This is a genomic window from Pseudomonas sp. TWR2-1-1 (genome assembly GCF_049897045.1).
Taxonomy (GTDB): domain Bacteria; phylum Pseudomonadota; class Gammaproteobacteria; order Pseudomonadales; family Pseudomonadaceae; genus Aquipseudomonas; species Aquipseudomonas versuta.
This window is the reverse complement of record NZ_JAFCVM010000001.1, coordinates 412,158-424,109: the sequence shown is the minus strand read 5'-3', so window position 1 is coordinate 424,109 and position 11,952 is coordinate 412,158. Positions and strand designations below refer to the sequence as shown.

Annotated in this window: 10 protein-coding genes; 5 read left to right on the top strand and 5 right to left on the bottom strand. The window is 59.9% G+C overall.

The features are described from left to right. Positions 1–2: 2 nt before the first annotated feature. The 3 genes from cyoA to hmpA form a co-directional block, all read right to left on the bottom strand. Positions 3–941, bottom strand: a complete 939-nt coding sequence (cyoA, locus tag ACP7BO_RS02060) for a ubiquinol oxidase subunit II (protein WP_060690776.1) — start codon at positions 939–941, stop codon at positions 3–5. 798 nt (positions 942–1,739) lie between these two features. Further along, entirely contained in the window at positions 1,740–2,249 is a 510-nt protein-coding gene (locus ACP7BO_RS02055) for a disulfide bond formation protein B (protein WP_397455799.1), read from the bottom strand. A gap of 120 nt (positions 2,250–2,369) precedes the next feature. Further along, positions 2,370–3,539, bottom strand: coding sequence for an NO-inducible flavohemoprotein (gene hmpA, locus ACP7BO_RS02050; RefSeq protein WP_426208364.1), 1,170 nt, complete (start codon positions 3,537–3,539; stop codon positions 2,370–2,372). A gap of 148 nt (positions 3,540–3,687) precedes the next feature. On the opposite strand from hmpA, the gene norR reads away from it, so the two are divergent. The 3 genes from norR to ACP7BO_RS02035 all read left to right on the top strand — a co-directional run bounded on the left by norR (position 3,688) and on the right by ACP7BO_RS02035 (position 6,834). Continuing rightward, on the top strand, positions 3,688–5,232 hold the full coding sequence (gene norR / locus ACP7BO_RS02045; RefSeq protein WP_426208362.1) for a nitric oxide reductase transcriptional regulator NorR: 1,545 nt from the start codon (positions 3,688–3,690) through the stop codon (positions 5,230–5,232). A gap of 223 nt (positions 5,233–5,455) precedes the next feature. Then, entirely contained in the window at positions 5,456–6,355 is a 900-nt protein-coding gene (locus tag ACP7BO_RS02040) for a chemotaxis protein CheV (RefSeq protein ID WP_060690771.1), read from the top strand. Between the two features lie 5 nt (positions 6,356–6,360). Next, a complete protein-coding gene (locus ACP7BO_RS02035) occupies positions 6,361–6,834 on the top strand; it encodes a GNAT family N-acetyltransferase (protein ID WP_426208359.1) in 474 nt (157 codons plus the stop codon). A gap of 4 nt (positions 6,835–6,838) precedes the next feature. Here ACP7BO_RS02035 and ACP7BO_RS02030 read toward each other — a convergent pair whose 3' ends face one another. Continuing rightward, positions 6,839–7,084: a hypothetical protein gene (locus tag ACP7BO_RS02030; RefSeq protein WP_029612219.1), complete on the bottom strand. Its 246-nt coding sequence runs from the start codon at positions 7,082–7,084 to the stop codon at positions 6,839–6,841. A gap of 83 nt (positions 7,085–7,167) precedes the next feature. Further along, positions 7,168–7,509 carry a hypothetical protein gene (locus tag ACP7BO_RS02025; RefSeq protein ID WP_426208357.1) on the bottom strand — a complete coding sequence of 114 codons (342 nt, stop codon included), beginning with the start codon at positions 7,507–7,509 and terminating at the stop codon, positions 7,168–7,170. Between the two features lie 195 nt (positions 7,510–7,704). Between ACP7BO_RS02025 and ACP7BO_RS02020 the strand changes: the two genes are divergently transcribed. Together ACP7BO_RS02020 and ACP7BO_RS02015 are read left to right on the top strand one after the other, a co-directional pair. After that, complete coding sequence (locus ACP7BO_RS02020; protein WP_397455794.1) at positions 7,705–8,859, top strand: efflux RND transporter periplasmic adaptor subunit; 1,155 nt, start codon at positions 7,705–7,707, stop codon at positions 8,857–8,859. Continuing rightward, positions 8,856–11,951, top strand: coding sequence for a multidrug efflux RND transporter permease subunit (locus ACP7BO_RS02015; protein ID WP_426208355.1), 3,096 nt, complete (start codon positions 8,856–8,858; stop codon positions 11,949–11,951). The genes ACP7BO_RS02020 and ACP7BO_RS02015 overlap by 4 nt, the downstream gene beginning before the upstream one ends. The last annotated feature ends 1 nt before the right edge of the window (position 11,952 follow it).

The following is an 11,952-nucleotide window of genomic DNA, read 5'->3' as shown; positions in this document are numbered from 1 at the left end:
GTTTACTCCTCTGCCCCGGCAGCTGAATGCGAACTCGTGTCCACCCCATCGGTCCCGGCCACTTCTTTCTTCTCGTGTTTCACCGGCTTGCCTGGATTCATACCTTCGTACTTGTCGACGATTTTCTGAAACAGGTTCGGGGTGACCGAGGAGAAGAGCTCAACGGGGTTGTTCTGACTTGGCTTGGACAGCGCTTCGTATTCAGCTTGTTCAAGCTGTTTAGGTGATGCTTTGACTTCACTTACCCAGGCATCAAAGTCAGCCTGAGAAGTCGCGATCGCTTTGAATTTCATGCCCGTGAAGCCAGCACCGCTGTAGTTGGCAGAGATGCCTTGCAGCTCAGCGTTGTGGTTGGCAATCAAGTGCAGCTTGGTCGTCATACCGGCCATGGCGTAGATCTGACCGCCCAGGCCTGGAATGAAGAACGAGTTCATGACCGTGTCGGAAGTAACGCGGAAATTAACTGGAGTGTTGGCCGGGAACACGATTTTGTTGACGGTGGCGATACCCTGTTCCGGGTAGATGAACAGCCACTTCCAATCCATTGCCACCACGTCGATGGTAATCGGCTTGACGTCAGACTCCAGCGGGCGATACGGATCCAGCGCGTGGGTCGACTTGTAGGTCAGGATGCCCAGGGCGATGATGATCAGGATCGGCACAGTCCAGATTACGACTTCGATCTTGGTCGAGTGCGACCATTTTGGTGCGTAAGTAGCCTTGGTGTTCGACGCACGGTATTTCCAGGCGAAGATAAAAGTCATCGCAATGACCGGAACCACGACCAGAAGCATCAGCAGTGTTGCGGTGATGATCAGATTTTTCTCTTCGATCCCGACCTGCCCCACCGGATTGAGCAATGTCCAATCGCAACCTCCCAGCAGCAGCGTGCCGAAAAGTGGCAATAAGCCAAGGAGTCTGGGGTACCTTTTTTTAGTCATCTCACGACCTCTAAAACAGCTTGCACAATGCAGTTGGTTTTTTTCGCCAACACTTCGCCCTGCCAAGGGTTGGCTCTTTTCCGGAATTGCATGTAGCCCTGCACTATCGCCATCTGGCGAATAGGCAAATCCCGGGTTAGCAGTGGTTTCTTATTCGATACGTGGTCAATGGCCTTGTTACAGACCAATTCCATTTGGTGCGGAACTTAGAAGGGTTGCCAGTACCTGGGAGTCGCATGGGACGCCTGTCATGAACTGCCCAGTCGCCCTTCAACTTCCCGCTTGGGCTCAGGGACGAGCAGGCTGGACGTTCAGTGCGGGCGATTGTAGTTAGGTAGCTCCCTATAAACCATGTCTCATCCAGAAATAATTCTTCTCGGCTACGGTAACAATCACTCTCGATTGTTACCTTGCGCACCTGAAAACCTCCCCCTCACACACCTGTAGCACGCCATTGGCACAGCGGGTAAATGCCCCTTTATGGAGCACGCCGGCCGGGCTGCCAACCCGCCTGAACGCCCAAATAAAAAGGGCTACAGCGGTTTTTCATGGAGTCACGGTGGAACCTTTTCAAGCCCCCCATGGCTCATCAAACCGACGGCTGCCGCTTCTACCCCGCGCGGAGTTTTTTCTGACCCGAATCACTCCCGGCCACAGGGTGCGACCACTTATCCGTGACAATATGTCGCAGTGTCGCACCCCCTGTTTGCGGGGCCTCATCACAGGCTGTTGACATTTGAGCACGGACAAAAAATCGCCCCGTACTTCAAGACAGAAGTACGGGGCGATCACTCTGACTCAGGCCGATTTGTTGCGATTGCGATAAATTCCCAGTGGTACCAGCACGGCGGTCAGCACAAAGGCCACCAGCGCCCATTGCGCCAGCGACAGGCCAAACACCGGCGGGTATGGGGTGGAGCAGAACCCGTCGACCTGAAAGCCCAGCGGGAAGAGGGTCGCCAGCGGCAGACCATCCACGATCGGTTGCAGCACATCAATGCCGCAGCTCACCGCCGGGTTAGCCAGGATAAAGACGTGCCGCGCCGCAGCTACGATTCCGCCGATGGCACTGAGCACCACCAGCACTTCAAACACCGTCATGCTGCGCCGGGTAGGCATCGCCGCACCCATAAAGGAAAAGATCGCGATCAGCAGCAGGGCATAACGTTGCAGGATGCACAGCGGGCAAGGCGCCTCGCCGAGCACGATCTGCATGTACAGCGCGCCGCCGATCAGTGCCAGGCAGATCAGCCCCAGCAGGACCAGAAAGCGCTTCTCCGGGCCCAATCGCATCATGTCATCCGTCATCCCGCATCCTTTTGCCTGAGTATGAAAAACCCGCAGTTTACACCCAGACCTGCCCCTCTGTAGGAGCGAGCTTGATCGCGAGCTTTATAAACAGCTCGCTCCTACAGCAATGGGTCGCGCCTACAGGGCTGCTGCCGGACCAAAGAATTCGTAGCGGCTTTGGTTCTCAGGCACGTCCAATGCCTTGAGCTGACGCTTGACCGCTGCCATGAAGCCTTTAGGGCCCAGGAAGTAGGCATCCAGATCACGATCGGCAGGCAACCAGCGGGCCAGTACGTCTTCGGTCAACAGGCCGACGTGGTCTGCCGGCGCGCCCTGTTCGGCGTAGCAATAGAAGCGCTGCAACTGCGGGTGCTGCGCCGCCAGGTCGTCGACCCAGGTACGAAATGCATGCACGTCGCCATTGCGGGCGCAGTGGATAAAGTGGATCGGGCGCTGTGTGGCCAGTGCGGCCTCCAGCATGGGCAGGGTCGGGGTTATGCCCACGCCGCCGCTGATCAGTACCAGGGGTTTGTCACTGGGGGCCAGGGTGAACTCGCCTGCAGGCGGGAACAGTTCCAGGGTGTCGCCGACGTGCAGGCGATCATGCAGGAAGTTCGAGACCACCCCGCCTGCCTCACGCTTGACGCTGATGCGGTAGTGTCCGGCCTGGGCCAGAGCCGACAGCGAATAATTGCGACGCACTTCCTCACCATCAATGATCAGCTTGAGGCCTATGTACTGGCCTGGCGCGCAATCAAGAATCGCTTGCTGATCCACCGGGCGGAAGTAGAACGAGGTGATTTCGGCACTCTCCTGAACCCTGGAGACCAATGTGAATTCACGCCCGCCACGCCAGCCACCGGGCGCTGCAGCCTTTTCGTCGTAGATCGCAGCCTCGGCACCGATCAGGATGTCGGCCAGCTGGTTATAGGCCGCGCCCCAGGCTGCCAGTACTTGCGGGGTAGCGATATCACTGCCCAGCACCTCTTCGATGGCGCGCAACAGGCAGCTGCCGACGATGGGGTAATGCTCGGGAAGAATTTGCAGGGCAACATGCTTGTTGATAATTCGGGCCACCAGGTCGCCCAACTGGTCGAGCTGATCGATGTGCCGCGCATACATCAAGACACCGGTGGCCAGCGCTCGCGGCTGATCACCACTGGCCTGGTTGGCCTGATTGAACATCGAACGGACTTCAGGATGCTCCGAGAGCATCATGCGGTAGAAGTGGGTGATCAAGGCTTCACCGCCGCTTTCTAGCAGCGGCACAGTGGATTTAACGATGGCACGATCCTGAGCAGTAAGCATAAGGTTGACTCCTGAGCACGTAGACTAATACCCGTTACCTATCAGTATTCGTGCCAACAAATAAATCCTTTAAAAACAATAGTTTAAAAAAAAGATTGTCATTTTGACCCGCCCTGCACTAGAGTCATATCGACTAGATGAGGTCAATATGACTGCAAAATCCCTGCTAACTGCCCTGCTGCCCCTGGTGGCCGACCTGTCCCGGGATCTGCCCGAGGGCGAACGCTACCGGCGCCTGCTGCAAGCGCTGCGTGCCGTGTTGCCGTGCGACGCCGCCGCCCTGTTACGGCTGGACGGCGAATGGCTGGTGCCGCTGGCCGTTGACGGTTTGAGTCTCGACACGCTGGGTCGGCGCTTCAGAATCAGCGAACACCCGCGCTTTGAAGCCCTGCTCAGCAGCCCGGGGCCAACGCGTTTCCCCAGCGACTGCGAACTGCCCGACCCCTATGACGGCCTGGTCGACGGCCTGTCCGAACACCTTGAAGTGCATGACTGCATGGGCTGCCCGTTATTTGTCGAGGAGCGGCCATGGGGCCTGCTGACCCTCGATGCCCTGGACTGCAAACGCTTTGAACCCATCGACCTCGATGACCTGCAGGCCTTTGCCAGCCTGGCTGCGGCCACGGTCAACGTGGCCCGGCGTATCGAGCGTCTGGCGTCACGGGTCGAAGATGAGCAGCAAAAGGCCGAACTCTATCGACAGGCCCACGGCGCACCGAATAAAGAGTTGATCGGGCAAAGCAAACCCCACAAACGTCTGCTCGAAGAAATCGCCCTGGTGGGCGGCAGCGACCTGACCGTGCTGATCACGGGCGAAACCGGGGTCGGCAAAGAGCTGGTCGCCCAGGCGATTCATGCCGCTTCGCCCAGGGCCGAAAAGCCGCTGATCAGCCTCAACTGCGCCGCCCTGCCCGACACCCTGGTTGAAAGCGAGCTGTTCGGCCATGTGCGTGGCGCCTTCACCGGCGCGACCCAGGACCGACGGGGCAAGTTTGAACTGGCCAATGGCGGCACCCTGTTTCTGGATGAGGTGGGCGAGCTGTCACTGACGGTGCAGGCCAAGCTGCTGCGCGTGCTGCAAAGCGGGCAGCTACAGCGGCTGGGGTCGGATCAGGAGCATCAGGTCGATGTGCGGCTGATCGCCGCCACCAACCGCGATCTGGCTGAAGAAGTGCGTGCCGGCCGTTACCGTGCCGATTTTTACCATCGCTTGAGTGTTTATCCGCTCAAGGTGCCCGCCCTGCGGGAACGCGGGCGCGACGTACTGCTGTTGAGCGGTTTTTTCCTGGAGCAGAACCGTTCACGCATGGGGCTGGGCAGCTTGCGCCTGAGCCCGGATGCACAGGCCGCCCTGCTGCATTACGACTGGCCGGGCAACGTGCGTGAACTGGAGCACTTGATCGGCCGCAGCGCACTCAAGGCCCTTGGCCGTTGCAATCCGCGGCCACGGATCCTGACATTGACCGCAGCCGATCTGGAATTGCCCACGACCAGCACCGAGCCTGCAGGGGTCAAGCCCCAGGCCGTGCCGGACGCCGTGGGCGACTTGCGCCTGGCCACCGAGAACTATCAGCGCCAGCTCATCAGCGCCTGCCTTGAGCGTCATCAACACAACTGGGCCAGTGCGGCCCGGGAGCTGGGGCTGGACCGCGCCAACCTGGGGCGGATGGCCAGGCGGCTGGGGTTGAAATAACCGGCCCCGTAGCAGCTGCCGAAGGCTGCGTCCGATTGCGCAGCAATCGTAATTAGCGCTATTACGACTTGTCTTAAGGGCAGTGAGTTGAGATTTTACGGCGGCTACGCCACCGGACGCAGCCTTCGGCAGCTGCTACGGATCGTTATCAACCCATCCCGCTCAAGCTCGACTCGTTCAGGTCGATAACCCCGTATCACTGCCCCCCTTCCAGAAGGTTTTTATGTCATCGAACAACGCTCGCGCAGATTCACTATCGCTTCTGCTGTTCACTTTGCGCAGCGGCAAGCTGATGGCGATCAATCTGTTGAAGGTCAGTGAAATCATTCCCTGCCCCGCGCTGACCAAAATGCCCGAGTCGCACCCCCACGTGAAAGGCGTTGCGGTCCTGCGCGGCGCATCGCTGACAGTGATCGACCTGAGCCGTGCCATCGGCGAGCAACCGCTGCTTGATCCCGAAGGCGGCTGCCTGATCGTGACCGATGTCAGTCGCTCCAAACAGGGGCTTCACGTCCAGGCTGTGAGCAAAATCGTGCACTGCCTGAGCACCGACATTCGCCCGCCACCCTATGGCTCGGGCAAGCGCTCGTACATTACCGGGGTAACCCAGGTCGACGGCGCGCTGGTGCAGGTACTGGATATCGAAAAGGTAATTCATGGCATCACCCCCGCCAGGGTTGAAGCCCTCACCGAAGCCCTGAGCCGCGAAGACAGCAAACTGCTGGCCGGCGCCCGGATTCTGGTGGTCGATGACAGTCAGGTCGCGCTGCAACAGTCGGTGATTACCTTGCGCAACCTGGGACTGCATTGCCACACGGCACGCAGCGCCAGGGAGGCCATCGAGCGGCTGCTGGAGCTGCAGGGTACGCCGGAGCAAATCAACGTCGTGGTATCAGACATCGAAATGTCAGAGATGGATGGCTATTCCTTCACCCGTACCGTGCGTGAAACCCCGGACTTCGCACATCTTTATGTGCTGCTGCACACCTCGTTGAACAGTGCGATGAACAGCGAGAAAGCACGCCTGGCCGGAGCCAACGCGGTGCTGACCAAGTTCTCGTCACCAGAGCTGACCCAGTGTCTGATTCTGGCTGCTCGTACCGTTGCCGAGCAGGGTTATTGAGTTCGATGAGCGAGCACTGTCTGCTGTTGCGCAAAGACCTGAGCCAGCCCCCGGAGCCAGCGCAGTGGCCAGATGAGGTCACCCTGGTAACGCTCAATGCGGCGTTGCTGCACCCCGTGCATGACTTGCTCGTTCAAGGCTATGCCCGTGGCGAAGGCAGTGTGCCGCCGTTGCAAGAGTGGCAGGACTGCCTGCGCCATGACGCCGAATACGATCCGCAACTGTGCTTTGTGGTTCTGCTCGAAGGCGAGGTAGTGGCGGTTGCCCAGGCCTGGACCAGCGCCTACCTCAAGGATTTGGTGGTGCATCCCCGACAGCAGGGCCGAGGATTGGGCGGTGCGCTATTGCGCCATGTTTTTGCAGTTTTTCGCCAACGCAATGAAGCCTGGGTTGACCTGAAAGTCATGGCGCACAATCAGCGGGCCCTGCGCCTGTACCAAAAACATGGCATGACGCTGGTTCAACGGCTGGCGCTGTAGGAACTCAGCGCTTGCCCATGGTGCGACGGGTGCCGTGCGGCGGAGCGCCCGGGGTTTTGTCGTGACCGCCCAGGCCGCTTTTCTGGTAGTAAGCCTGGCCTTCAGCCTTGGCCTTGGCGAACTCGGAAGGTTTGAACGGAAAGGTGAATGCAGGAATTACCGGCTTTTTCGGGGTGTCGAGGCCGGTTTCGCTATCGACCTGCTCAGTGCCCACGGCATCAGGAGCGGTCGTTGGTGTAGGAGTAGTCATGAAAGCTCCGAAATACGGGGAAAAATCAGGCCAGATGGCGCAAGACCGCGCAGTATACCTGCCTGACCTTCCCCGCGGAGCACTCAGCGGTAGGAAATAGTCACCACGCCTTTTTTCCCCGACGACAGGCTTGCACCGGGGTTTTGCGGATTTTTCAGCTCGGTGAAAGACATGGAATACAGAGGGTCACTGCCACGGCCTTTGCGCAAGGCCATATTCATGGCGATGACCACACCCGGCGCGACTTCAATCAGTTGGCCTGTCTCACCGTAGTCCACTTGACTGGCCAGCCCCAGCTCGTAGGCCGGCTCGACAATAGAGCCATGAAACTGAATCTGGCCACTGCCGATCAGGGTCTGAGCCTGAGTCGGGTTGGAAAGGAGGAAAATCGAGCAAGCTGCAAAACCCAGCGCCAGGTTTTTCATAATGACCGCCCCTTGAATGGGAACGCGTAGGTGCTCCCTTTAAAGAACTATCGACGCCGGGGCGGTTTACTTAACCGCCGCAACACTATTTTTATCTGCCTGTCCGTAATGTCAGTTTGCGGTCACTTTATTGACCGGGTTGACCGGCTATAACCTTAACGTCCCCTAATTCCACGCACACGGCGTCTATCCGGCATGCGCACTCAAACAAAAAAAATCTTGCTGGGCACGCTTGTGGTTGCCCTGATCGGTTGCGGTGTCTGGTGGTCGGCTCGCCCGGCCCCCGGCAAACCCGCCGCCGGCACGGCGATTCCGGTCCGGGTGGTTCAGGTTACCCAGCAAGATGTGCCGCATTATGTCAGCGGCATAGGCGCTGTACTGTCGTTGCACAGCGTGATGATTCGCCCGCAAATCGACGGCATCCTCACCCGGCTGCTGGTCAAGGAAGGCCAGACCGTCAAGGCGGGTGATCTGCTGGCAACCCTGGATGACCGTTCGATCCAGGCCAGCCTCGATCAGGCCAAGGCCCAACTGGGGCAAAACCAGGCCCTGCTGCAAGTCGCCCTGATCGACCTCAAGCGCTACCAGCTGCTCAGTGTCGACAACGGCGTGTCCAAACAAACCCTCGACCAGCAACAGGCCCTGGTCAATCAGCTCAAAGCCACCGCGCAAGGCAATCAGGCCTCGATTGCAGCGGCGCAGGTGCAATTGTCGTATACGCAGATTCACTCGCCAGTGACCGGCCGCGTAGGGATTCGCGCGGTCGACCCGGGCAATTTCCTGCGTGTCAGTGATAGCCAGGGGCTGTTTTCAGTCACCCAAATCGACCCGATTGCCGTGGAGTTTTCACTGCCCCAACAGTTGCTCCCCACCTTGCATAACCTGCTGAATGCCAAAGACCCGGCGCTGGTCAAAGCCTTCGTTGGCGACTCCAGCCACAGCGGCACGCCCTTGGGCGAAGGCCGCTTGAGCCTGATCGACAATCAGGTTTCAGCAACCACCGGCACGATCAAGGTCAAGGCCCGGTTCGACAACCCCGACTACAACCTGTGGCCCGGCCAACTGGTGAATATCGAAATTCAAACCGGCCTTTCGCAAAATGCTTTAGTGGTACCGCCTCAGGTGGTGCAGCGCGGCCTGGACAATTATTTCGTGTACCGCACCGTAGGCGACAAGGTCGAAACCGTGCCGGTACAACTGCTGTATCAGGACACCGGGCTGAACATCATCAGCGGCGTCAACCCGGGCGACACGCTGGTCAGCGATGGCCAGTCGCGACTCAAACCGGGATCACGGGTTGAAGTCTTGAGCGAACCGGAGCTCACCAGCGTTCAACCGGTGCAACCATGAACAGTGGCCGCTCGCTGTCTGCCTGGTGCGTCGATCACCCGATCGCCACGGTGCTGCTGACCTTCGCCTTGGTGCTGTTGGGGCTGATCGCCTTCCCGAAGCTGCCCGTCGCGCCCTTGCCCGAAGCGGAGTTCCCGACCATTCAAGTGTCGGCACAACTGCCCGGCGCCAGCCCCGATACCATGGCGTCGTCGGTGGCCACGCCCCTGGAAGTGCAGTTCAGTGCCATCCCCGGCATGACCCAGATGACCTCCAGCAGCGCGCTGGGCTCCACCACCCTGACCCTGCAGTTCACCCTCGATAAAAGTATCGATACCGCTGCCCAGGAGGTACAGGCGGCGATCAATACCGCGTCCGGCAAATTGCCCAAGGACATGCCCACCCTGCCGACCTGGAAGAAGGTCAACCCGGCGGACAGCCCGGTGTTGATTCTGAGTATCAGCTCGATGCAGATGCCCGGCACCGAACTCAGCGATTACGTCGAAACCCTGCTGGCGCGTCAGATCAGCCAGATCGACGGTGTCGGCCTGATCAACATCACCGGTCAGCAACGCCCGGCGATCCGGGTCCAGGCCTCGGCTGACAAGCTGGCCGCCATCGGCCTGACCCTGGCCGATATCCGCCTGGCGATTCAGCAAACCAGCCTCAACCTGGCCAAAGGTGCGCTGTACGGCCCCTCGAGCATTTCTACCCTGTCCACCAACGACCAACTATTCGATGCCGACGAGTACAGCCAGTTGATCGTCTCGTACAAGGACGGCGCCCCGGTGCAGCTGCGCGATGTGGCACGGGTGATCAACGGCTCCGAGAACGACTACGTGCAGGCTTGGTCCGGGCATCAGCCGGGGCTGAACCTGGTGATCTCGCGCCAGCCGGGCGCCAACATTGTCGAGACCGTGGACCGTATTCAGGCTGCCCTCCCTGCCCTGCAGGCCATGCTCCCGGCGTCAGTGGAAGTCACGGTACTGAGTGACCGGACCAAAACCATCCGCGCCTCGCTGCATGAAGTGGAAATCACCCTGCTAATTGCAGTGCTGCTGGTGATCGCGGTGATGGCGCTGTTTCTGCGCCAGTGGTCGGCAACCCTGATCGTCTCGGCAGTGCTGGGGGTGTCGCTGATTGCCAGTTTTGCCCTGATGTATGTGCTGGGCTTCAGCCTCAACAACCTGACGCTGGTGGCGATTGTGGTGGCCGTGGGGTTTGTGGTCGACGATGCGATCGTGGTGGTGGAGAACATCCACCGCCATCTCGAAGCGGGCGAAAGCATGCGCGATGCGGCGATCAAGGGCTCCAGCGAGATTGGTTTCACCGTGGTCTCGATCAGCCTGTCGCTGGTCGCCGCCTTTATTCCGCTGCTGTTCATGGGCGGGGTGGTGGGCAGGCTGTTCAAGGAGTTCGCCCTGACCGCGACCTCGACCATTTTGATCTCGGTGCTGGTATCACTGACTCTGGCGCCCACGCTGGCAGCGCTGTTCATGCGCTCGCCGGTGCACCACGCCGACGCCCGGCCCGGCTTTGGCGAACGCCTGCTGGCGCTGTATGACAAGGGCCTGAAACGGGCGCTGGCCCATCAGAAGCTGATGCTGGGGGTTTTCGCGGTGACGCTGGCGCTGGCCATTGCCGGCTACGTGCTGATCCCCAAGGGGTTCTTCCCGGTGCAAGACACCGGCTTCGTGCTGGGCACCAGTGAAGCGGCGTCGGACATTTCATTTGCCGACATGAGCAAAAAGCATCTGGAGCTGGCCAATATCATCAGTGCCGACCCGGCGGTGCAGGCCTTCTCACATTCGGTGGGGGTGACCGGCAGCAACCAGACCATCGCCAACGGCCGCTTCTGGATTGCCCTCAAGGACCGCAGTGATCGCGACGTGTCGGCCAGCGAGTTTATCGACCGCATTCGCCCGCAACTGGCCAAGGTGCCGGGGATCGTGCTGTACCTGCGCGCCGGGCAGGACATCAACCTCAGCTCGGGCCCCAGCCGCAGCCAGTATCAGTACGTGCTCAAGAGCAATGACGGGCCAACGCTTAATACCTGGACCCAGCGCCTGACTGAAAAACTGCGCACCAACCCGGCCTTCCGCGACCTGTCCAACGACCTGCAACTGGGCGGCAGCATTACCCACATCAGCATCGACCGGAACGCCGCCGCCCGCTTCGGCCTGACGGCCACCGATGTCGACGAAGCGCTGTATGACGCGTTTGGCCAGCGTCAGGTCAATGAGTTCCAGACCGAGACCAACCAGTACAACGTGATTCTGGAAGTCGACGCACAGCAGCGTGGCAAGGCCGAAAGCCTGAACTATTTCTACCTGCGCTCACCGCTGACGGGCGAGATGGTGCCGCTGTCGGCCGTGGCCAAAGTCGATGCGCCAGTCAGTGGCCCGCTGTCGATCAGTCATGACGGCATGTTCCCGGCGGCCAACCTGTCTTTCAACCTCGCCCCCGGCGTGGCGCTGGGTGATGCGGTGCTGATGCTCAATCAGGCGAAAAATGACATCGGCATGCCAAGCACCATCAGCGGTAATTTCCAGGGCGCGGCGCAAGCCTTCCAGAGTTCGCTGGCCAGCCAGCCGTGGCTGATTCTGGCGGCTCTGGTGGCGGTCTACATCATTCTGGGGGTGCTGTATGAAAGCTTCGTGCACCCGCTGACGATCATTTCGACCCTGCCTTCGGCCGGCCTCGGAGCGCTGGTGATGCTGTGGATCTGCGGCCAGGACTTTTCGATCATGGCGTTGATCGGGCTGGTACTGCTGATCGGCATCGTCAAGAAAAACGGGATTCTGATGATCGACTTCGCGCTCGACGCCCAACGCGCTCGCGGGTTGAGCCCCGAAGAGGCGATCTATGAAGCCTGCCTGACGCGTTTCCGGCCGATCATCATGACTACCCTTGCTGCCTTGCTTGGCGCCCTGCCGCTGATGCTCGGCTATGGCACCGGTGCCGAACTGCGCCAACCACTGGGGATCGCCGTGGTTGGCGGGTTGCTGGTGAGCCAGGCGCTGACGCTGTTTACCACGCCGGTCATATACTTGTGGCTTGAACGATTGTTCCAGCGTTCCAAACCCGCCAGCTTGCTGGCGACGAATCACTGAG